The 20818-nt window shown below is 70.8% G+C and carries 17 protein-coding genes, 1 pseudogene and 1 riboswitch; of the genes and pseudogenes, 14 read left to right on the forward strand and 4 right to left on the reverse strand.

Annotated elements, in window-relative coordinates; translation table 11 throughout:
* Nucleotides 1-3: 3 nt before the first annotated feature.
* The 3 genes from AB0M76_RS19490 (at nucleotide 4) to AB0M76_RS19500 (ending at nucleotide 3444) form a co-directional block, all read left to right on the forward strand.
* Nucleotides 4-1371: a pitrilysin family protein gene (locus AB0M76_RS19490; protein WP_365954154.1), complete on the forward strand. Its 1368-nt coding sequence runs from the start codon at nucleotides 4-6 to the stop codon at nucleotides 1369-1371.
* Nucleotides 1372-1555: 184 nt separating this feature from the next.
* Nucleotides 1556-1714, forward strand: a riboswitch (cyclic di-AMP (ydaO/yuaA leader).
* Between the two features lie 13 nt (nucleotides 1715-1727).
* Nucleotides 1728-2522 (forward strand): M23 family metallopeptidase, encoded by a 795-nt coding sequence (locus AB0M76_RS19495; protein ID WP_365954010.1) that lies wholly within the window; start codon nucleotides 1728-1730, stop codon nucleotides 2520-2522.
* A 256-nt stretch (nucleotides 2523-2778) separates the two neighbouring features.
* Nucleotides 2779-3444: a GntR family transcriptional regulator gene (locus AB0M76_RS19500; RefSeq protein ID WP_365954011.1), complete on the forward strand. Its 666-nt coding sequence runs from the start codon at nucleotides 2779-2781 to the stop codon at nucleotides 3442-3444.
* Between the two features lie 168 nt (nucleotides 3445-3612).
* Here AB0M76_RS19500 and AB0M76_RS19505 read toward each other — a convergent pair whose 3' ends face one another.
* Nucleotides 3613-3894 (reverse strand): HPr family phosphocarrier protein, encoded by a 282-nt coding sequence (locus AB0M76_RS19505; RefSeq protein WP_365954012.1) that lies wholly within the window; start codon nucleotides 3892-3894, stop codon nucleotides 3613-3615.
* 185 nt (nucleotides 3895-4079) lie between these two features.
* On the opposite strand from AB0M76_RS19505, the gene AB0M76_RS19510 reads away from it, so the two are divergent.
* The 4 genes from AB0M76_RS19510 to AB0M76_RS19525 all read left to right on the forward strand — a co-directional run bounded on the left by AB0M76_RS19510 (nucleotide 4080) and on the right by AB0M76_RS19525 (nucleotide 9433).
* Entirely contained in the window at nucleotides 4080-6848 is a 2769-nt protein-coding gene (locus AB0M76_RS19510) for a GNAT family N-acetyltransferase (RefSeq protein ID WP_365954013.1), read from the forward strand.
* 74 nt (nucleotides 6849-6922) lie between these two features.
* Entirely contained in the window at nucleotides 6923-7519 is a 597-nt protein-coding gene (locus tag AB0M76_RS19515) for a DUF5998 family protein (protein WP_030301465.1), read from the forward strand.
* Nucleotides 7519-8721 (forward strand): nucleotide pyrophosphatase/phosphodiesterase family protein, encoded by a 1203-nt coding sequence (locus AB0M76_RS19520; protein WP_365954014.1) that lies wholly within the window; start codon nucleotides 7519-7521, stop codon nucleotides 8719-8721. Before AB0M76_RS19515 ends, AB0M76_RS19520 begins: the two co-directional genes overlap by 1 nt.
* 61 nt (nucleotides 8722-8782) lie before the next feature.
* On the forward strand, nucleotides 8783-9433 hold the full coding sequence (locus AB0M76_RS19525) for a thymidine kinase (RefSeq protein WP_365954015.1): 651 nt from the start codon (nucleotides 8783-8785) through the stop codon (nucleotides 9431-9433).
* On the opposite strand, the gene AB0M76_RS19530 is transcribed toward AB0M76_RS19525, so the two are convergent.
* From AB0M76_RS19530 to AB0M76_RS19540, 3 genes are all read right to left on the reverse strand, one after another.
* Nucleotides 9331-9939 (reverse strand): hypothetical protein, encoded by a 609-nt coding sequence (locus tag AB0M76_RS19530; protein ID WP_365954016.1) that lies wholly within the window; start codon nucleotides 9937-9939, stop codon nucleotides 9331-9333. The two genes, AB0M76_RS19525 and AB0M76_RS19530, sit on opposite strands and share 103 nt — an antisense overlap.
* Nucleotides 9940-10032: 93 nt before the next feature.
* Nucleotides 10033-12351, reverse strand: a complete 2319-nt coding sequence (locus AB0M76_RS19535; protein ID WP_365954017.1) for a glycosyltransferase — start codon at nucleotides 12349-12351, stop codon at nucleotides 10033-10035.
* Nucleotides 12348-13022, reverse strand: a complete 675-nt coding sequence (locus AB0M76_RS19540; RefSeq protein WP_365954155.1) for an RNA polymerase sigma factor — start codon at nucleotides 13020-13022, stop codon at nucleotides 12348-12350. Before AB0M76_RS19540 ends, AB0M76_RS19535 begins: the two co-directional genes overlap by 4 nt.
* Nucleotides 13023-13247: 225 nt before the next feature.
* Here AB0M76_RS19540 and AB0M76_RS19545 point away from each other — a divergent pair, with 225 nt between their 5' ends.
* The 7 genes and pseudogenes from AB0M76_RS19545 to AB0M76_RS19575 all read left to right on the forward strand — a co-directional run bounded on the left by AB0M76_RS19545 (nucleotide 13248) and on the right by AB0M76_RS19575 (nucleotide 20798).
* Nucleotides 13248-14291 carry a M4 family metallopeptidase gene (locus AB0M76_RS19545; protein ID WP_365954018.1) on the forward strand — a complete coding sequence of 348 codons (1044 nt, stop codon included), beginning with the start codon at nucleotides 13248-13250 and terminating at the stop codon, nucleotides 14289-14291.
* A gap of 200 nt (nucleotides 14292-14491) precedes the next feature.
* The gene (locus AB0M76_RS19550) at nucleotides 14492-16066 is read left to right on the forward strand and encodes a M4 family metallopeptidase (RefSeq protein ID WP_365954156.1); all 1575 of its coding nucleotides are present in this window, start codon (nucleotides 14492-14494) and stop codon (nucleotides 16064-16066) included.
* A 164-nt stretch (nucleotides 16067-16230) separates the two neighbouring features.
* Nucleotides 16231-16509, forward strand: a pseudogene (locus AB0M76_RS19555) (thymidine kinase); the annotation flags it as partial.
* A gap of 186 nt (nucleotides 16510-16695) precedes the next feature.
* Entirely contained in the window at nucleotides 16696-17679 is a 984-nt protein-coding gene (locus AB0M76_RS19560; RefSeq protein ID WP_365954019.1) for a Gfo/Idh/MocA family oxidoreductase, read from the forward strand.
* Nucleotides 17676-18668, forward strand: a complete 993-nt coding sequence (locus tag AB0M76_RS19565; RefSeq protein WP_365954020.1) for a Gfo/Idh/MocA family oxidoreductase — start codon at nucleotides 17676-17678, stop codon at nucleotides 18666-18668. Before AB0M76_RS19560 ends, AB0M76_RS19565 begins: the two co-directional genes overlap by 4 nt.
* 263 nt (nucleotides 18669-18931) lie before the next feature.
* Nucleotides 18932-19558 carry an NAD(P)H-dependent oxidoreductase gene (locus AB0M76_RS19570; RefSeq protein WP_365954021.1) on the forward strand — a complete coding sequence of 209 codons (627 nt, stop codon included), beginning with the start codon at nucleotides 18932-18934 and terminating at the stop codon, nucleotides 19556-19558.
* Nucleotides 19559-19601: 43 nt separating this feature from the next.
* Nucleotides 19602-20798, forward strand: coding sequence for a cytochrome P450 (locus tag AB0M76_RS19575; protein ID WP_365954023.1), 1197 nt, complete (start codon nucleotides 19602-19604; stop codon nucleotides 20796-20798).
* Nucleotides 20799-20818: the final 20 nt, after the last annotated feature.

The raw sequence follows: 20818 nt of genomic DNA on the forward strand, positions 1-20818 counted from the left end.
ACGATGACCTTCCACCCGCAGCCGCAGGCCGGCGAGGCCCGGCCCTGGGCCTTCCCGGCTCCCGAGCGGGGCTCGCTGTCCAACGGGCTGACCCTGCTGCGCTGCCACCGCCCCGGCCAGCAGGTCGTGGCCGTCGAGGTCAACCTCGCCGCGCCGCTCGACGCCGAGCCCCAGGGCCTGGACGGCGTGGCGACCATCATGGCCCGCGCGCTGTCCGAGGGCACCGACAAGCACTCCGCCGAGGAGTTCGCGGCCGAGCTGGAGCGCTGCGGCGCCACGCTCGACGCGCACGCCGACCACCCGGGCGTGCGGGTCTCCCTGGAGGTCCCGGCCTCCCGGCTGGCCAAGGCGCTGGGCCTGCTCGCCGAGGCGCTGCGCGCGCCCGCCTTCGCCGACAGCGAGGTCGACCGCCTGGTGCGCAACCGGCTCGACGAGATCCCGCACGAGCTGGCCAACCCCCAGCGCCGCGCCGCCAAGCAGCTCTCCAAGGAGCTCTTCCCGGCCACCCTGCGGATGTCCCGCCCGCGCCAGGGCACCGAGGAGACGGTCGCCCGGATCGACTCCGCGGCCGTGCGTGCCTTCTTCGAGGCCCACGTACGCCCCGCCACCGCCACCGCGGTGGTCGTCGGCGACCTGACCGGCATCGACCTGGACGCCGTACTGGCCGACACCCTGGGCACCTGGACCGGCAACACCGCCGCGGCGCTCCCGGTGCCGCCGGTGACCGCCGACGACAGCGGACGCGTGGTCATCGTGGACCGGCCCGGCGCGGTCCAGACGCAGCTGCTCATCGGCCGGATCGGGCCGGACCGGCACGACCGGGTCTGGGCGGCGCAGGTGCTCGGCACGTACTGCCTGGGCGGCACCCTCACCTCACGCCTGGACAAGGTGCTGCGCGAGGAGAAGGGGTACACGTACGGCGTGCGCGCCTTCGGTCAGGTGCTGCGCTCCACCGCCGACGGCAAGGGCGCCTCGATGCTCGCCATCAGCGGCTCCGTGGACACCCCCAACACGGGCCCGGCGCTCGACGACCTCTGGAAGGTGCTCCGCACCCTCGCGGAGGGCGGCCTGACCGACGCCGAACGGGACGTGGCAGTGCAGAACTTGGTGGGCGTGGCCCCGCTGAAGTTCGAGACGGCCGCGGCCGTCGCCGGCACGCTCGCCGACCAGGTCGAGCAGGAGCTCCCGGACGACTACCAGGCCCGGTTGTACGCGCAGCTGGCCCAAACGGGCACGGTGGAGGCGACTTCGGCCGTCCTGGCCGCCTTCCCCGTGGACCGCCTGGTCACCGTCCTGGTGGGCGACGCCTCGCAGATCGAGGCGCCGGTGCGGGCGCTCGGGATCGGTGAGGTCACCGTCGTCACCAACTGACGGACATCCCAAGGGGCTCCAGTGGCTTGTCCACCGGAGCCCCTTTTGTCTGTTTAGTGGAGAGGTTGCTTGTATGCGGTGTGGCGTACGCAACAAAAAGGCGTGTCTGTTTGGCGATTGACTGATGATCCGCCTAGCGTCGGCCGTGCTGTCCGTCAGTTGTACGCGCCGCATCCGCGGCACCGGGCAGCGATCGCCGAGTCCCCGTCAGGCGCGAGCCTGGGGAGCCGGGGACCCACATGTGTCCCTGGGGTGAATCGGACCGCCTCGCCAGAGGGGGCCCGTAGGAGACCTTCCTGCTCCGAACCCGTCAGCTAACCCGGTAGGCGAGAAGGAAGGAAAGGATCAGCCCCTTCATGGCGTTTGGCAGTCGTGCCGCCGGTAAGCACCGTGGTTCCAGTCGTCTGAGCCGCAAGACCGCCGGCTACGCCGGCATCGCCGCCCTCGCCACCACCGGTGTCGTCGGCTCCCTCGCAGGCCCGGCGTTCGCCGCGTCGGACAAGGCCCCCTCCATGGAGGACACCGGCCTGACCGCCGTCGTGACGGCCGAGGACCTTCCGATCCAGATCGAGGCCCAGGCCGAGGCCCAGGAGCACGCGGCAGAGGCCGCGGCCGCCAAGGCGAAGGCGGAGGCCGACGCTGCGGCGCGCGCCGCCGAGGCCAAGCAGAAGGCCGAGGAGAAGGCGAAGGCCGAGCGCGAGGCCGCCGAGCGCGCCGCCCGCGAGGAGGAGCGCAAGCGCCTCAACACCTTCGTCGCCCCCGTCGACGGCTCCTACATCAGCACCCAGTGGCACGCGGGCGGCGGCATGTGGTCCTCCGGCAGCCACACCGGCATCGACTTCCACGCGGCCTCCGGCACCTCGGTGCACGCGGTGGGCTCCGGCACCGTGGTCGAGGCCGGCTGGGGCGGGGCGTACGGCAACAACGTCGTCATCAAGCACAACGACGGCACCTACACCCAGTACGGCCACATGACCTCGCTGAGCGTCTCCGTCGGCGAGCAGGTCACCCCGGGCCAGCAGATCGGCCTGTCGGGCTCCACCGGCAACTCCAGCGGCCCGCACCTGCACTTCGAGGCCCGCACCGGCGCCCAGTACGGCTCGGACATCGACCCGGTCGCGTACCTGCGCAACCACGGCGTCGACGTCTGACCCGCAGCACTTCACCGAAGGCCCCGGCTCCCCGAGCCGGGGTCTTCGCGTTGTGGCCGCAAGCGGCCGCATTGTGGCTGTAAATATTCGTGATTTCCGTCCGCGCTCGGAAAACATCGCGTGTTGCAATAGAGTCCCAGTACGATCCCAGCACGATCCCAGCACGATCCCAGCACGATCCCAGCACGATCCCAGCACGATCCCAGCACGATCGCGGCAATGGCGTCGGCAGTCGGAAATAGACGGAGGTCCGGACTTGCGTATTCCTGCGCACGCGGTATGCACGGCAATCCGCGACGACATCGTCTCCGGAGTCTTCGAGCCGGGCGGCCGGCTGACCGAGGAGCTGCTGGCCCGCCGGTACGGGGTCTCCCGCGTCCCGGTCCGCGAGGCGCTGCGGACCCTGGAGTCCGAGGGCTTCGTCACCACCCGGCGGCATGCGGGTGCCTGCGTCGCCGAGCCCACCGAGCAGGAGGCGGCCGACCTCCTGGAACTGCGGATGCTGATCGAGCCGCTGGCGGCGGCCCGGGCCGCCCGCCGGCGCACCGAGGCCCACCTCAAGGTGCTGCGCGGGCTGGTCAGGCTGGGCCAGGAGCGGGCCAGGCGGGGCCAGGGGGAGGACCTGCGATCCCTGGGAGGCTGGTTCCACGAGACCCTCGCCCAGGCCTCCGGCAGCCCCGGGCTCATCGCGCTGCTCACGCAGATGCGGCACAAGATCGCGTGGATGTACGCCGTGGAGGCGCCGGCCCGGCCCGTGGAGTCCTGGGCGGAGCACGGGGCGATCGTGGACGCGGTGGCGCGCGGGGACGCCGAGCGGGCGCGGGCGCTCATGGCGATCCATGCGGACCGGGCGGCCGGGGCGCACCGGCTGCGCGTGAGGACTTCGCAACGTGCCGTAAACATGGCGGGCGGTCCGCATTAACAAATAGCGCGTATTAATGTGGAGGCGGCGGCTTAATTCACGGTGCATTGGCGGTGCATTCGCGCTCGCCCGGCGCGGACGATGAAATTCCCGACAACGACGAAGCCGCGGCCTCCGGAATTCCGGCGGCCGCGGCTTCGTCGCATGCCCGGGGGCGAACCCGAAGGGTCAGACGGTCTCGGGGAGCTCCTCGAGACCCTCGGCGACCAGCTTCGCGAGGCGGTCCAGCGCCGCCTCGGCACCCTCGGCGTCGGACGCGAGGACGATCTCCTCGCCGCCCTGGGCGCCCAGGCCCAGCACCGCGAGCATGGACGCGGCGTTGACGGGGTTCCCGTCGGCCTTCGAGATGGTCACCGGGACGCCGGAAGCGGTCGTCGCGCGGACGAAGATCGAGGCGGGACGAGCGTGCAGGCCCTCGGCCCAGCCGACGTTGACTCGGCGCTCTGCCATGGTGATGCCCTTCAGGGTTCCAACGGTTGTCTAGACCAGTCTCTCACGACGCCTCGAATGCTCCGACCGACCTTCGACCCGGATCCTCCGCCGTTCGACCTACCCCAGCTTGCACTCATTTGCCCCTGCTTGCCTCGCGCGCCGCGCAGGGGCTGTCCGGCCGGTCCTGGCCTTAAGATCGCCGCATGACCACCGCGTCGGACCCCTCGTACCCGGCCCACTGGGAAGCGGACGTCGTCCTGCGCGACGGCGGCACCGCCCGGATCAGGCCCATCACCACGGAGGATGCGGGCCGGCTGGTCAGCTTCTACGAGCAGGTCTCCGACGAGTCGAAGTACTACCGCTTCTTCGCGCCCCACCCCCGGCTGTCCGACCGCGACGTGCACCGCTTCACGCACCACGACTACGTGGACCGGGTCGGCCTCGCGGCGACCATCGGCGAAGAGTTCATCGGCACCGTCCGCTACGACCGGATCGGCCCCGACGGCCGGCCCGCCTCCGCCCCCGCCGACGAGGCCGAGGTGGCCTTCCTCGTCCAGGACGCCCACCAGGGCCGCGGGGTCGCCTCCGCGCTCCTCGAACACATCGGCGCGGTCGCCCGCGAGCGGGGCATCCGCCGGTTCGCGGCCGAGGTGCTGCCCGCCAACAGCAAGATGATCAAGGTCTTCACCGACGTCGGCTACCAGCAGAAGCGCAGCTTCGAGGACGGCTCCGTCCACCTCACCCTCGACCTCGAACCCACCGCCGAGTCCCTGGCCGTGCAGCGCGCCCGCGAGCAGCGCGCCGAGGCCCGCTCCGTGCAGCGGCTGCTCGCCCCCGGCTCGGTGGCGGTGATCGGAGTCAGCCGCTCCGGCGGGGGAGTCGGCGCGGCAGCCCTGCGGAACCTGCGCGACGGCGGCTTCCAAGGCCACCTCTACGCCGTGAACGAGGCCGTCACCACCGACCTGCTGGACGGCGTACGGGCCTACCGCGCGCTCGGCGACATCGACTCCCCGGTCGACCTCGCGGTGATCGCGGTCCCCGCCGAGCGCGTCCCCGAGGCCGTGGCCGCGTGCGGGGAGCACGGGGTGCAGGGGCTGGTGGTGCTCTCCGCCGGCTACGGGGAGAGCGGCGCGGCCGGGCTCGACCGGCAGCGCGAACTGGTGCGCCAGGTGCGCTCGTACGGGATGCGGCTGATCGGGCCGAATGCGTACGGCGTGATCAACACCGCGCCGGAGGTCGGGCTCAACGCCTCCCTGACCCCGGCGCCCGCGCCGATCCGGGGCCGCATCGGGCTGTTCACCCAGTCCGGGGCGATCGGCATCTCGCTGCTCTCCGCACTGCTGCGGCGCGGCGAGGGCCTGTCGTCCTTCGTCTCGGCGGGCAACCGGGCGGACGTCTCCGGCAACGACATCCTGCAGTACTGGTACGAGGACGAGGCCACCGACGTCGCGCTGATGTACCTCGAAACCCTGGGCAACCCACGGAAGTTCACGCGGCTCGCGCGGCGGACGGCAGCCGTGAAGCCGGTGGTCGTCGCGAAGGGCGGCCGCCACACCCCGGCCGGGCACGTGGTCCCCGGGACCAGGCTCCCGGACGCCACGGTCTCGGCGCTGCTGCGGCAGGCCGGTGTGATCCGCGTCGACACCGTGACGGAGCTGGTGGACGTCGGGCTGCTGCTGGCCTCGCAGCCGCTGCCGGCCGGGCCGCGCGTGGCGATCCTCGGGAACTCGGAGTCGCTGGGTGTCCTCACCTACGACGCCTGCCTCACGCAGAGGCTGCGGCCGGGGGCCCCGCTGGACCTGACCACGGCGGCGACGCCGGAGGACTTCCGGGAGGCGCTGGGCACGGCGCTGGCCTCCGCCGAGAACGATGCGGTGATCGTCACCGTGATTCCGTGGGTGAACGAGCAGGAGCCGCAGGACGACCTGGCCGAGGCCCTTCGGGGTGCGGTGGCCGGGCACCCCGGCAAGCCGGTGGCCGTGGTCCACGTGGAGCTGGCGGAGCTCGTCGACGCCCTCTCCCCGGCGGGCCTGGGTGCGGCGCCGCTTCCGGGGGCTCTGTCCCCCCGCCTCCGTGCCTCGAACATCGGCGGGGCCGGAACGGACGTGCGGATTCCGGCGTATCCGGCAGCCGAGCGGGCCGTACGGGCCGTCGCCGAGGCCGTCCGGTACGGGCAGTGGCGGCGGGCCAACGCCGAGGCCGGGCAGGTGCCCGAGTACGAGGACATCGACGAGGCCGGAGCCGCCGCCCAGCTCGCCGGCCTCCTGGCCGACGCCGGCGACGCCGTCCTCACCCTCACCGAGGCCGACGCCGTCGCACTGCTCGCCCGGTACGGGATCCGGGTGCTCCCCACCCTGCCCGCGCCCACCGCGGACGACGCGGTCAGGGCCGCCCGGGCCCTCGGCTACCCGGTCGCCCTCAAGACCACCGCCCCGCACCTGCGCCACCGCGCGGACCTCGGCGGCGTACGCCTCGACCTCGCGACCGAGGCCGACCTGCGCCGTTCGCACGAGGAGCTCACCGACCTCCTCGGGACGCCCGGCGAGCTGCTCCCCGTCGTCCAGGCCATGGTGCCCCGCGGGGTCGACACCGTCGTGCGGTCCGTCATCGACCCCGCCGCCGGCGCCGTCCTCTCCTTCGGGCTCGCCGGCGTCGCCTCCGAGCTGCTCGGCGACACCGCCCACCGGCTCGTCCCGGCCACCGAGCGGGATGCCGCCGGCCTGATCCGGTCCATCCGGACCGCTCCCCTCCTCTTCGGCTGGCGCGGCAGCGACCCCGTCGACACCCCGGCCCTCGAGGAGCTCCTGCTCCGGCTGTCCCGGCTCGTGGACGACCACCCCGAAGTGGTGGGAGTCACCCTCGAGCCCGTCGTCGTCGCCACCGAGGGCCTCTCCGTGCTCAGCGCCACGGTCCGGGTGGCCCACCCGCCCGCCCGCACCGATCTCGGCCCCCGGACACTCCCCAGCTACTGAGCGGGTCCGGCCCGGTCCGGAAGACAGGCCCTTGGGCGCCCGGGGTGCCCCGTACGGGCCTTAGGATGGACCTCATGGCGAAATCCGGTACGACGACCCAGGGGCTGCGCACGGCGATCGAGCGCAGCGGCTACTACCCGGCCCTCGTGGCCGAGGCCGTGGAGGCCGCGGTGGGCGGCGAGCCGATCTCGTCGTACCTGGTCCACCAGGAGACGACCTTCGACTCCAACGAGGTGCGCCGGCACGTCACCGTCCTGGTCCTGACCGGCAACCGCTTCATCGTGAGCCACACCGACGAGCAGGCCGCCGACGCCGGATCCCCGTCCCCGTACGCGACCACCTCCACCGAGTCGGTCAAGATCGGCGCGATCTCCTCCGTGGTGCTCAGCCGCGTCGTCGCCAACCCCGAGTCGTACACCCCCGGCACCCTGCCCCGCGAGGTCGTCCTGACCATCGGCTGGGGCGCGGTCTCGCGGATCGACCTGGAGCCCGCCGCCTGCGGCGACCCGAACTGCGACTCCGACCACGGCTACACCGGCAACTCCACCGCCGACGACCTCAGCCTGCGCGTGAGCGAGGCCGGCGACGGCCCGGAGGCGGTCCGCCAGACCCTCGTCTTCGCGCAGGCACTCAGCGAAGCCACCGCGGCAACTTCCGCCTCCGCCCGCTGATGGCCTACTCCGCACCGTCGAACTGGGACGAGCCGGAGCTGCTGGACCTGGCCGGCGCCCCCGTGCCGGAGTACGGCACCGGCTCGCTCGCCGACCTGCTGCCGACCCTCGTGGCCGGCCAGAGCGTACCCGGGTTCACCGCCGCCATCGCCGAGCTGACCCCGGCCGACCGGAACTGCGTGTTCCTGGTCGACGGCATGGGCTGGGAGCAGATCAAGGCCCACCCGGACGAGGCCCCGTACCTGACCTCCCTCCTCGGCAGCTCGCGAGGCGGCACCGGTCGGCCGATAACGGCAGGCTTCCCGGCGACCACCGCCACCTCGCTGGCCTCCGTAGGCACCGGCCTGCCGCCGGCGCGGCACGGCCTGCCCGGCTACGCCGTGCGCAATCCGGCCACCGGCGAGCTGATGAACCAGCTCCGCTGGTACCCCTGGACCCAGCCGAAGCCCTGGCAGCCATACCCGACCGTCTTCCAGCAGGCCGACAAGGCGGGGGTGGCCACAGCCCAGGTGTCCTCGCCCGCCTTCCAGACCACCCCGCTCACCAAGATCGCGCTGAGCGGCGGCACCTTCCTCGGCCGGATGACCGGCGAGGAGCGGATGGACCTCGCGGCCGAGCGCCTCGCGGCCGGCGACCGCTCGCTCGTGTACACGTACTTCAGCGAGCTCGACGGGGCCGGCCACCGGCACGGCGTGAACTCCGACGCCTGGCGCGGCCAGCTGATGTACGTCGACCGGCTGGTGCAGCGGCTCGCCGAGCAACTCCCGCCGCGCACCGCGCTGTACGTGACCGCCGACCACGGCATGGTGGACGTCCCCTTCGACGAGGACTCCCGGATCGACTTCGACGAGGACTGGGAGCTGGGCGCGGGCGTGGCCCTGCTCGGCGGCGAGGGCCGGGCCCGGCACGTGTACGCCGTACCGGGCGCCGAGGCCGACGTCCTGACGGTGTGGCGCGAGGTGCTGGGCGACCGGTTCTGGATCGCGAGCCGTGAAGAGGCCCTGGAACTGGGCTGGTTCGGCGCGCCGGGGGAGTGCGACGAGCGCGTGCTCGGCCGGATCGGCGACGTGGTCGCGGCCGCCCAGGCCGATGTGGCCATCACCGCCTCGCGCAAGGAGCCCAACGAGTCCGCCCTCGTCGGCATGCACGGCTCCATGACCGCCGCCGAGCAGCTCGTCCCGCTGCTCGAGATCCGCACCTGACCGACCCTTTCCTCCTCCGCCCCTGCCTGCCGCCCACGACCCGAAAGGTCCCGTACTTCCCATGCCCGAGCTGGTGTTCTTCTCCGGAACGATGGACTGCGGAAAGAGCACTCTGGCGCTCCAGATCGCGCACAACCGCGACGCGCGGGGACTCCAGGGCGTGATCTTCACCCGTGACGACCGGGCGGGCGAGGGCAAGCTGTCGTCCCGGCTCGGCCTGGTGACGGAGGCGGTCGAAGCACCGGAGGGCATGGACCTGTACGCGTACCTGGTCGCCCAACTGTCGCAGGGCGGCAAGGCGGACTATGTGATCGTGGACGAGGCCCAGTTCCTGGCGCCGGAGCAGATCGACCAGTTGGCCCGGATCGTGGACGACCTCGGCCTGGACGTCTTCGCCTTCGGCATCACGACGGACTTCCGCACGAAGCTCTTCCCCGGCTCGCAGCGACTGATCGAGCTCGCGGACCGCTTGGAGCAGCTCCAGGTCGAGGCCCTGTGCTGGTGCGGGGCCCGTGCCACCCACAACGCGCGCACGATAGACGGCGAGATGGTGGTCGAGGGCGCCCAGGTCGTGGTCGGCGACGTGAACCGCCCGGCGGAGGAGATCGGTTACGAGGTCCTCTGCCGCCGCCACCACCGCAAGCGGATGACCTCGGCCGCGGCCCATGCCGGCGCTCTCTCCCCGGACGTCCTCCCCGTCAACCACGCCTGACCGTTCGGGACGGGCGGCGGATCAGCGCGGCGGCCACGGCGATACGTGGTGGACCTCCTGTGGCCAGGCCAGGGCTGGGCGGGTACCGGGCCGGGCGGCTGCGGTGCGGGCGCGGGGGAGGGGATCTGGAGGCTGCCGTAGCGCTCCATCCGCTGCCAGCGCAGGCGCGATCCGGCGATGGCGGTGAACACGGACTGGATGACGACCAGATACATCAGCTGGCGGTAGACGAACTGCTGGAGCGGCAGGCTCCACAGCGCTCCGGGACGTTCCTCGTCGAGGTGGAAGGCGTAGAGGCCCATCAGGACCTGGAGGAGGAGGAAGGCGCTCCACAGGCCGAGGATGCGGACCGGGTCGAGGAAGATCAGGCCGAAGACGGCGATGATGTCCACGACGGGGGCGAGCAGCGGCAGCAGGACCTGGAACATGAGCAGGTAGAGCAGTCCGCGGCGGCCGAGTTTTCCGGCCTGGCCCCGCTGGGTCAGGGCGCTTCGGTGCTTCCACATCGCCTGGAGGGTGCCGTAGCACCAGCGGTAGCGCTGCTTCCACAGTGCGCCGAGCGAGGCGGGAGCCTCGGTCCAGGCGATGGCGCGTTCCTCTTAGACGACACGCCAGCCGTCGCGGCACAGTGACATGGTGAGGTCGGTGTCCTCGGCGAGGGTGGTGTCGCTGACGCCGCCGACGCGCAGGACGGCTTCGCGTCGGAACGCGCCGGCCGCGCCGGGCACGGTGGGCATGCATTCGGCGAGGTCGAAGAGGCGTCGGTCCAGGTTGAAGCCGACGACGTACTCGATGTGCTGCCAGCGGCCGAGCAGGCCGCCGCGGTTGACGACCTTGGCGTTGCCCGACAAGGCGCCGACGCGTCGGTGGGCGAAGGGCTGGACGATCATGCGTACGGCGTCCGGCTCGAAGACGGTGTCGCCGTCGACCATGACGAGCAGGTCGAAAGAAGCGGCGGCGATGCCGGTGTTGAGCGCGGCGGATTTCCCGGCGTTCTGCTGGCGGATGACACGCACGCCCGGCAGGTGGAGGGCCTCGACGATGTCGGCGGTGCCGTCGGTGGAGCCGTCGTCGACCACGATGATCTCCACCGGGTGGTCCGATGCCAGCAGGGAGCGGACGGCGGCTTCGATGCCGGCGCTCTCGTTGTAGGCGGGGACGATGATGCTGACCGGTTCGGTGACCGGCCGGCCCCAGGGCCTTCGGCGCGTCCGTACATGACGGCGGGCGGCGACGAACACCGCCACGGCGCGCAGCACGCTGATCGCGCCGGCCGCCCACAGCAGCCAGGAGAGCGCTTCGAGGACCCAGTCGCTGGCGCGCAGCGCGTCGATGAGGGCGATTCCCTGCCACCGGTCGACGGTCGTGGCCGGTCGCACGGGCGTGGGCAGGGCGACCGCGTCGCTGACCGTGGCGAAGGTGAAGCCCGCTGCCTTGAGGTTCGGGACGAGCTGCTCCAAGGCCGCGACGGTCTGCGATCGGTCGCCGCCCGCGTCCTGCATGAGCAGTACCTGGCCGTCCGTGCCCCTGGGGGTGGAGTTGGCGACGATCTCGGCGACGCCCGGGCGTCGCCAGTCCTCGCTGTCCTGCGTGGTGAGGACGGTGAGGTAGCCCTCTTGCCCTGCCTGGACGACCGTGGCCCAGTCGGCGTCATTCAGCGCCTCGTTGGTCGATGAGTAGGGCGGGCGCAGCAACGGGCTGGTGACTCCGGTGGCGCCGGCGATGGCCAGCCGGCTCTCGCGCAGTTCCAGGGAGCGCCGCCAGGCGGAGGCGGCGCCGAGGTTGGTGTGGGTGAAGGTGTGGACGCCGATCTGGTGTCCGTCCGCGATGATCTGCCGGGCCAGTTCGGGATGGGCGGACACCTGTGCGCCGACGGTGAAGAACGTGGCCCGCACCTGGTTGCGGCGCAGGACGTCCAGGATCTTCGGGGTCCAGACGGGGTCGGGCCCGTCATCGAAGGTCAGAGCGATCGTGCGGGGTGCGGGACCGGCCGTCCGCCCGGCGGCTCCTTCGACGACCGGGCCGCCCGACAGGATCGCCGCCGGTACGGTCGCCGCCGAGCCGGCCGTACGGGGTGCGCCGTCGGTCGGGGCGTCATCGCGGGGCGGGGACGGGGAGGTCTTCGGGGGGCGGGTCGGGTGGCCTCTCTCGGCGCCCGGGGCGCGAGTCGCTCCCGGACTGTCGGGCCGTCTGCTCGCGTCCCGTCTGCCGGGCTGAGCAGGGGTGGCGCCGCGCGGGCTGTCCGTCGGCTGCGCGGTCGGCGAGCTGTCGCGCACTTCGCCCTGGCCGCCCAGGACGGGCCCGCAGTATCCCGGGACCGCGGCCTGCCCTCCCGCTGCCGCGACAAGTGGGGCGAAACGGCGCTCGGCCAGCACCTCGGCGGGCCGCGGTCCGCCGTCCTCGGCGTAGGCGCGGCAGAGTTCGGCCAGATCGGGAGGAACTGCCGTCGACGAACGGGCAAGCGTCCCCGGGGGTGCTTCCCCCGGTTCCCCGGCCGTGGCCGCGGCGGAGGGAGCCGGGCCGCTGCTCGCGGGCCCGCTGCCCAGGGCGGCGGGCAGATTGCCCGTGCCGGCGGCGACGGCGACACCGCCGAGAGCGGCGGCCAGTACGGCAGCCGCGACCTTCGCGCTCAGGAGCATCGCCGGCGTGAGCATGGATCGCCTTCGGGACGTCGGGTCGGAGGCGGAGGCGGAGGCGGAGACGGGGACGTGGGCGGGGGCACGGGTGAGACGGGCTGCCCGGAACACGGCCACGGCCTCCTCCTCGCCGGACAGTTCGCGGCTCGCCGCAGGGGCGGATACGGCAGCGAGCAGTCCCGCGAGGGCGTCATGGCCGGGTACGGAGCCGGCCCTGGCGCCGTCCAAAAGCAGCTGCTCGGCCGTGTCGCGGTCGATCCGGCGGGATCGGTTGGTACTCATCTCGTGTCCTTCAGCGGCGAAGCCGCAGTCGGTGTCACTCCTCGTACGAAACTTTTTCGACGCGGCTTCGGCACGTCCGCTTCGTCAGCACCTCCGCCAGCACTTCCGCCAGTGCTTCCCGCAGTGCCTCCCGTCGGATCCGCCTCCTGCTGTTCGAGGAGCTTGGCGAGTTTGCGCAGGCCGCGGTGCGCCGCCATCCGCACCGCACCGGCCCGCTTGCCGAGTACCAGGGCCGCGCTGTCCGCGTCCAGGTCCATGACCACCCGAAGGAGTACGGCCTCCGCCTGATCGCGGGGCAGCCTGGCGATCAGGGCAAGCGCCTCGGCGGTGCCGACCGTGGCCAGCGCGGTTCCCTCGGTGTCCTCGGGCGCCTGCCGGTCGAGCAGGTACTCGACCGGCAGGCCGGCCATCGGGCGTCGGCGCCGACGGCGCAGCAGGTCCATCGCCCGGTTGCGGCCGATCGTCGACACCCAGCCGCGGAACCCGTCGAAGTCCCCGCTGAACGACCCCAGGTCACGGGCGATCTGCAGCCAGGTCTCGGACGCCACGTCCTCGGCCTCCTCGCCGACCAGCACGGTCAGGTAGCGCAGCAGCCCCGGCTGCACCGCCCGGAACAGCGACCGGAACGCGGCCTCATCCCCCTGTTGCGCCGCTCTGACCTCTCCGGACATGTCTCCTATGTCCACCGGGTCTCGCGGTGCTCCCTGGTTTCCTGCTCCGCTGTTGGCTTCGCCGAACTCCTCCGCACTGTGCACGCGGGACATGATGCGGCACTTCGCGGGCGAGGTGCCGAGGCACAAGGCCTGGTCAAAGCCTGCCCGGTTGAGCAAGGATCGCGTCCGCACTGTGCCACCCACGAATCTCCGGCACATCACATCCATCACAGGAGGATGTTCATGCCCCGCCGTTCCCCTCGCGGCCTGACCGCTGCGGCCACCGCCGCCGTCGCACTGTTCACCCTGGCCGGACCGGCCTCGGCGTCCGGGCCCGCCCCCGCCGCATCCCTGCCTCAGGGCCGCGTCTTCATGGTCAACCCCGTGCAGTCCTCGGGCGATCAGACCCTCACCGACGCCAAGGACGCCGCTGACGCCGTGCCCGCCTCGGCCTACACCACGACCGCGTTGCGCAACCTGGACGCCAGCGGCGGGCTGTCCGGGAAGTGGGCGTACGTCAGATCGGAGACCGGTCCCTCCGCGAATGTCGCGGACGCCGCCCGGTACAACCGTGCCGACGACCAGTTTGAGCAGGTCATGGCCTACTTTTGGGTCAACGAGGCACAGGAGTACCTGCAGGGCCTGGGTTTCGGTAGCGAACTTCCCGGGGTCAACAACCGGGCCCAGCCGGTCCGGATCAACCAATACGGCGCCGACAACTCCTTCTTCACCGACAAGAAGGCCGAGATCCGCTTCGGCAAGGGAAGCGTCGACGACGCCGAGGACGCCGAGGTGATCGTCCACGAATACGGGCACGCGGTGCACCACGCACAGGTTCCCGGCTTCGGCACCTCCCCGGAGGCCGGCGCGATAGGCGAGGCCTTCGGCGACTACCTGGCCGTCGAGGTCGGTGCCCACGCGGATACCGTCTACGGCTGGCCGCGGCAAACGGACCTGGCGTGCGTCGCCGACTGGGATTCGATCTCCTACAGCGCCGCCCCGCACTGCCTGCGCCGGGTCGACGGGACCAAGGTCTACGCGGACAAGGTGGGCGAGGTCCACGCGGACGGTGAGATCTGGTCCCGTGCCCTCTTCGACATCCGAGGCGCCCTGGGAGCCCGGACCGCCGACCGCGTCATCGTGAACGCCCAGTTCGGGTTCGCTCCGGACACGAGCTTCCAGGACGCGGCGCTGACGACGATCGCCACCGCCGAGCGCATGTACGGCAAGAGCGCGGCGGATGCCGTGCGCGTCGCGTTCAAGGCCCGTCAGATTCCCGGCGTTTGACCGCCGTCCGCTTGGTCCCGGATGTCAACTTCCCGGGGCCAAGCGGAATGTTCCGTTTTTGACCGTTGAGCGGACATCGGAACTCTCTCTCCGGACAACAACAGGTCAAATTCTTGTTGCATACCTGTCAAGCACTCGCTCCTTCCTGGCAATCTCGCAGCCACCCCCACGGCAACGAAGGAGAACGAGTGACCCACCGCATGTCCTCATCCCCCACCTCCCGCAGCCGGACCCGCGTGCTGCGCACCGCCGCCCTCGTCGCGTCAGCGGCGATGGTCGCACTCGCCGTCCAGAGCGGCTCCGCCAGCGCGGCGGCCGAGCGCGAAGCGGGAGCCACCGCCCTCGCGCTGTCGACCACCGCACGCGCCCAGGCGATCAGCGACGCGCAGACCGAAGCGGCCGGCACCGCGCGCGCCATCGGCCTCTCCGACCAGGAACGCCTCGTGGCCCGCGATGTGATCAAGGACGCCGACGGCACGGTCCACACCCGCTACGAGCGCACCTACGCCGGCCTGCCCGTCCTCGGAGGCGATCTGGTCGTCCATCAGAAGAAGAACGGCAGCCGGAACACCACCAAGGGCATCGAGGCGCGAATAGCCCCGTCCGCCGCCCGCACCCTGAAGGCCGCGCCCGCCGGCGCCCGCCAGGTGGTCTGGGCCGCGACCGGCACGCCGGTCTTCGCCTACGAGGCCGTCGTCACCGGCACCCAGCCCGACGGAACCCCCAGCGAGCGCCACGTCATCACCGATGCCGCCACCGGCGCCGAGCTCTACGCCTACGAAGCCATCGACACGGGAACCGGCACCAGCGAGTACTCCGGCTCCGTCACGCTCGGCACCACCCTGAGCGGATCGACTTACAGCCTGACCGACGCGGGTCGCGGCGGTCACAAGACCTACGACCTGAACGGCGCGACGTCCACCGCGACCGGCTCGCTCTTCACCGACGCCGACGACAAGTGGGGTGACGGCCTGCCGGCGAACCGCCAGACCGCCGCCGTCGACGCCCACTACGGCGCCGCCGTGACCTGGGACTTCTACCAGGCCGAGCTCGGCCGCAACGGCATCGCCGGTGACGGCAAGGCCGCGTATTCCCGTGTCCACTACGGCAATGCCTACGTCAACGCCTTCTGGTCCGACAGCTGCTTCTGCATGACGTACGGCGACGGGGCCAACAACGTCAAGCCGCTGACCTCGCTGGACGTTGCCGGCCACGAGATGAGCCACGGGCTGACCGCCGCCACCGCCAAGCTGAACTACAGCCGCGAGTCCGGCGGCCTCAACGAGGCCACCAGCGACATCTTCGGCACCTCGGTGGAGTTCTTCGCGAACAACTCCTCCGACATCGGTGACTACCTCATCGGCGAGAAGATCGACATCCGCGGCGACGGCACGCCGCTGCGTTATATGGACAAGCCCAGCAAGGACGGAGCCTCCGCCGACTACTGGTCGAAGAACGTCGGCCGACTCGACGTGCACAACTCCTCGGGCGTCGCCAACCACTTCTTCTACCTGCTCTCCGAGGGCAGCGGCGCGAAGACGATCAACGGCGTCTCCTACAGCTCGCCCACCTACGACGGCTCCACCGTCACCGGGATCGGGCGGACCAAGGCCTACAAGATCTGGTACAAGGCGCTCTCGACCTACATGACGTCCACCACCAACTATGCAGGGGCGCGCACCGCGACCCTGCAGGCGACGGCCGACCTGTACGGCTCGACCGGCACCGAATACCAGCAGGTGGCGGCCGCATGGAAGGCCGTCAACGTCAACTGACACGCTGACGATCATCCGAAACACAGGAGGGGCCTGATCCATTGGGTGGATCAGGCCCTGACCTGGTTCTGCGAAGTCCCGAATGCACCCAAGGAGGAACGGTCTATCCGGCAAGTTCGGGGAGCCGACCCAGCCGACGTGGTGGATGGTCAAGAAAGAAGACTTTGGCTCTCCAGATCGGCCACAACCGTGACGCGCGGGGTCTGCAGGGTGTCATCTTCACGCGGGACGACCGGGCGGGCGAGGGCAAGCTGTCCTCGCGCCTGGGTCTGGTGACCGAGGCGGTCGAGGCGGCGGAGGGCATGGACCTGTACGCGCACCTGGTCGCGCAGCTCTCCAAGGGAGGCAAGGCCGACTACGTGATCGTGGACGAGGCCCAGTTCCTGGCCCCCGAGCAGATCGACCAGCTGGCCCGCATCGTCGACGACCTCGGCCTGGACCTCCCTTGCCGGGACTACCCACGTTGGTGATGGCCCCGACCGGCGCTGCGGGCGAGACTGATCAGACTTCAGACGTGCAGGGCGTCGGCAGCCGTGCCGGGAGGGACCTTCCTGTTGGCCGTCCACAGCAGCACGCCATCCGAAGGCTTCACTTGACGGTCGGCAGCGGGAAAAAGGGCTGGGGATGCCATGCGGCAACTTGAAGTAGCACTGATCGGCGCAGGACTGATAGCACGCTTCCACCTGGACGCGTGGACCACCGTCGGGGCGTCCGTACGCGTCTACTCCACCGACGGACGCGCCGGGGAACTCGCAAACGAATTCGGCGCCAAAGCCGTCGGTTCCCTGGACGAAGCGCTGGAAGGCGCGGACGCCGTGGACATCTGCACCCCGACGGACAGCCACTACGACATAGCCATGACCGCCATTGCCGCGGGTGTGGGGGTGGTCTGCGAGAAGCCTCTGGCGGCCAGCACTGCGGAGGCGGAGGAGATCGTCGCCGCGGCGGAGCAGGCCGGAGTACGTCTCTATCCGACCCACAACGTACGGTTCGCCCCGGCGTACGCCCGGCTCCACGAGCTGGTGGCAGCAGGCGGCCTGGGCACGGGCACGGTCGCCCGGTTCACCGTCGCCGGTTACCACCCACGGCCCTGGACCGGCCACGCATCCGCGCGGTCGGGCGGGATCCTGACCGATCAGCTGCTGCACGGCGTCGACATCGCCTACTGGGTCTTCGGAGATGTCGTACGGGTGCACGCCTCTTATCAGGGCGAGATCGCCGCACCGGCCCCGACCGGGGCCGTCGGCGTCGGAACCGTCGTTCTCACCCACGCCAGCGGCGCGCTCAGCCAGGTCGTGGGCCGGTGGACGGCGACGCCGCAACCACCCTTCCGCCTCACCTACCGCGTCTCGGGTACGGGCGGGACGGTGCACTACGACTCCGAATGGCCGCAGGAGATCCAGGTGTTCGGCGATGCGGCCGCGAACTTCGGGCACTTCGGGGAGAAGCCGTTCGTCTCCGAAATCCGCGAGTTCGCTCAGGGATTCCTCGGCGGTCCCGAGCCTCGTCTGGGGCCGCGGGACGCGCTGGCCGCCATCCGTATCACCCAGGCCGCCGCGGAGTCCGCCTGGACCGGACGTGCCGTGGAACTGACCGTGAAGGGGGCCGCATGAAGGTCGCTGTGTTGTCGTTCGCCCACGAGCGCGCCGCGACGTACGCCCGGCTGCTGAACGACATGCCCGGCGTCGACCTGGTCATCGCGGACCCTGACGGTTCGCCGGATGATCCGGTTCGGGGCCACGCCGTGGCCCGGCAGCTCGACACGCCGTACGCGGGCAGCTGGGACGAGGTGTTCGCGCTACGCCCCGAGGCTGTGGTGGTCACGAGCGAGACCGACCGCCGCCGGGAACTGGTCGAGCGGGCGGCCGAGGCCGGGGCACACGTGCTGTGCGAGCAGCCGCTGGCAGCCGAGGAGGCGGACGCCCAGGCCATGGTGCGCGCCTGTGAGGGCGCGGGGGTGCAGCTGACTCTCGTGTCCCCGGCCTGCTTCAGCCCGGCCTTCACCGCCGTGCGCGAAGGGCTCGCCGACGGTGCGGCCATCGGCAGGCTGACGACCATTCACGGGGCGTACAACAGCCCTGCGACCGGGGAACGGGAGGATGCCGGAGCGCTGGGTGCCGACGCCGCCTTCCTGCTCGACATGGTGGACGTGGTGCTCGGCGGGGAGCCTGCGGAGCAGGTGTACGCACAGTCGAACAGCGTCCTCGGCGGAGAACCGGGGGTCGAGAGCGCGGCACTTGTCACGGTGCGCTATCCGAGCGGGACGGTCGCATCCATCGACTGCAGCCGGAGCGTGGCAGCGCACCCGTCGGCAGTGGACGGACCGACGATGAGCTTCGTCGGAGACCGGGCGAGCGTGGAGTTCAATGCCCGCCCGCGGCTGCTCGGCGGGTTCGACGCCGCCACGGCCGGTGAACGGTGGGAAGCAGGCGGGGCCGATCTGTACGCGGTCATGCTCGGCGAGTTCATCGCCGCCGTCGGTCAGGGACGCGGAGCCGGCCCGGACGGCGCAGCCGGAGTCCGTACGCTCCGGGTCGTCCAAGCGGCCCGCGCATCGGCGCAAACCGGCCAGCCCGTCGATCTGGCAGCGCGCGTCGGCTGAGGCGCAGCGATCTCGGCTGCGTCTCGGACACCGCCGTACGCGAAGCTCCTGGAGAAACGGTGGACCTCGGTCGTGTCACCGTTCACCAGGAGCTTCGCCATTTCTCCGGCGCCGCCTGCCGGCCCTACCAGGCTGAGGGATGTTTTGCCGTCGGGGCCCGACCTAGTCTGGCCTTAGAGATCAAGGCTGCACCCTCGCGATGAATCGCACACTGTCGCGGGATGTGTAGACGTACATTTCCCGATCGCTAAGGGGACGTCCGCATGTCACACCTCCTGCACATTGACTCGAGTGTCGGTGCCGAATCCGTATCGAGGCAGCTGTCAGCCTATTTCGCTGAAGAGTGGCGTAACAACCACCCTGGTGGTGGCTATGTTTATCGCGACGTTGCGGCCCAGCCGGTTCCTCACATCACGCATCCGGTGCACCAGGCCCTCGTCTACCCGGACAGCGACCACGGTCAGAGCGTGGAGGAGCAGGAGCTCACCGCGGCGATCACCCATGAGCTGCTCGAGGCGTCTGTGCTGGTTCTTGGCGTTCCCATGCACAACCTCTCGGTCCCGTCGACCCTCAAGTCGTGGTTGGACCGTGTCGTTCACCCGGCCCACATGGTCCGGCCCGGGCAGTCCGGTCCGCTCAGCGGAAAGTCGGTCGTGGCGATTTTGTCGAGGGGCGGTTCGTACGCGCCGGGAACACCGCGTGAGGGGCATGACTTCCAGCGGTCTTATCTGAAGGCGATTTTGGAGGCGGTCGGTCTCGGCGAGGACCTGACCTTCGTGACTGCCGAGTTCACGATGGCGGCAGCTGCACCGCAGATGGCGCATCTCAAGCCGTTGGCCGAAGCCTCCCTGGCAAACGCGTACGACACTCTCGGAAAGCTGGCCCAGTAACCCCGGCCCTTTCCGATCTGCAGTCTCGATTGAGAAGGATTCCATGAGCGACGCAATTTCGTTCGAGGAGCATTGGGACCGGACCCATCAGTTCGATCCCCCTGCCATATTCGATTCCCTGCGCGAAGAACGTCCGCTCGCGCGCATGGTGTACCCCGACGGACACGTCGGATGGATCGCCACCAGTCACGAGCTGGTGCGCAAGGTCCTCAGCGACCCGAGGTTCAGCCACAACCTCGAGAACTTCCACTTCCCGGTGACGCGCTTCGGAGAGCCGGCCGTCGGCTCCTCTCCGGAGATCCCGGGGATGTTCATTCACATGGACCCGCCCAACCACACCCGGTACCGGCGCCTGCTGACGGCCGAGTTCACCGCCCGTCGGGCGAGCCGGCTGACATCGCGCGTCGAGGCCGTGGCCGCCGAGCAGATCGCCGTGATGCGCGAGCACGGCGGTCCGGTGGACCTGGTGGCGAACTTCGCCGAGCCGCTGGTCCTGAGGGTGTTGTCCGAAATGGTCGGCCTGCCCTACGAGGAACGTGACCGGTACGCCCACGCGCCGGCCGTCCTGCACGACCCGGACTCGACGCAGGAAGAGGTCGGAGCGGCGTTCGCGCAGATGACGCCGTTCATCGTCGAGGTCGTGGAAGGAAAGCGGAAGCAGCCCGGAGACGACCTCATCAGCCGGCTCGTCGCCGACGGGGAGTTGACCACCGAAGAGGTGTGCAACATCGTCACCCTCCTGCTGTTCGCGGGCTACGAGACCACGGAGAACGCGCTGGCCGTCGGGGTGTTCGCCCTGCTGCACCACGCAGACCAGATGGCGGCCCTCCGTGCGGACCCGTCGAAGCTCGACGCCGCCATCGAGGAGCTCCTCCGCTACATCACCATCAACCAGTACGAGATGTACCGCACTGCGTTGGAGGACATCGAGCTGGACGGTGAGCTGGTCAAGAAGGGGGACACCGTCACGGTGTCGCTGCCTGCGGCCAACCGCGACCCGGCCAAATTCGGGTGCCCTGCGCAGCTGGACATCGATCGCGACACCTCGGGCCACGTGGCGTTCGGCTTCGGCATCCACCAGTGCCTGGGCCAGAACCTGGCGCGCGTCGAACTGCGTGCCGGTCTGTCGGCTCTCCTCCAGGCGTTTCCCGGCCTCCGGTTGGCTGTTGCGGTTGATGAGGTACCGCTCCGGCTCAAGGGTTCCGTCTTCGCGGTAAAGAGCCTGCCCGTCTCCTGGTGAGCTCTCTTCTTCTCTGATTT

Origin of the sequence: Streptomyces sp. NPDC051364 (genome assembly GCF_040682115.1) — a bacterium.
Classification (GTDB): Bacteria; Actinomycetota; Actinomycetes; order Streptomycetales; family Streptomycetaceae; genus Streptomyces.

Bases quoted from the DNA above. Each gene is read 5' to 3' on its own strand.
- AB0M76_RS19490 (WP_365954154.1), top strand. From the start codon at position 4: ATGACCTTCCACCCGCAGCCGCAGGCCGGCGAGGCCCGGCCCTGGGCC.
- AB0M76_RS19495 (WP_365954010.1), top strand. From the start codon at position 1,728: ATGGCGTTTGGCAGTCGTGCCGCCGGTAAGCACCGTGGTTCCAGTCGT.
- AB0M76_RS19505 (WP_365954012.1), bottom strand. From the start codon at position 3,894: ATGGCAGAGCGCCGAGTCAACGTCGGCTGGGCCGAGGGCCTGCACGCT.
- AB0M76_RS19510 (WP_365954013.1), top strand. From the start codon at position 4,080: ATGACCACCGCGTCGGACCCCTCGTACCCGGCCCACTGGGAAGCGGAC.
- AB0M76_RS19515 (WP_030301465.1), top strand. From the start codon at position 6,923: ATGGCGAAATCCGGTACGACGACCCAGGGGCTGCGCACGGCGATCGAG.
- AB0M76_RS19520 (WP_365954014.1), top strand. From the start codon at position 7,519: ATGGCCTACTCCGCACCGTCGAACTGGGACGAGCCGGAGCTGCTGGAC.
- AB0M76_RS19525 (WP_365954015.1), top strand. From the start codon at position 8,783: ATGCCCGAGCTGGTGTTCTTCTCCGGAACGATGGACTGCGGAAAGAGC.
- AB0M76_RS19530 (WP_365954016.1), bottom strand. From the start codon at position 9,939: ATGTGGAAGCACCGAAGCGCCCTGACCCAGCGGGGCCAGGCCGGAAAA.
- AB0M76_RS19535 (WP_365954017.1), bottom strand. From the start codon at position 12,351: ATGAGTACCAACCGATCCCGCCGGATCGACCGCGACACGGCCGAGCAG.
- AB0M76_RS19540 (WP_365954155.1), bottom strand. From the start codon at position 13,022: ATGTCCGGAGAGGTCAGAGCGGCGCAACAGGGGGATGAGGCCGCGTTC.
- AB0M76_RS19545 (WP_365954018.1), top strand. From the start codon at position 13,248: ATGCCCCGCCGTTCCCCTCGCGGCCTGACCGCTGCGGCCACCGCCGCC.
- AB0M76_RS19550 (WP_365954156.1), top strand. From the start codon at position 14,492: ATGTCCTCATCCCCCACCTCCCGCAGCCGGACCCGCGTGCTGCGCACC.
- AB0M76_RS19560 (WP_365954019.1), top strand. From the start codon at position 16,696: ATGCGGCAACTTGAAGTAGCACTGATCGGCGCAGGACTGATAGCACGC.
- AB0M76_RS19565 (WP_365954020.1), top strand. From the start codon at position 17,676: ATGAAGGTCGCTGTGTTGTCGTTCGCCCACGAGCGCGCCGCGACGTAC.
- AB0M76_RS19570 (WP_365954021.1), top strand. From the start codon at position 18,932: ATGTCACACCTCCTGCACATTGACTCGAGTGTCGGTGCCGAATCCGTA.
- AB0M76_RS19575 (WP_365954023.1), top strand. From the start codon at position 19,602: ATGAGCGACGCAATTTCGTTCGAGGAGCATTGGGACCGGACCCATCAG.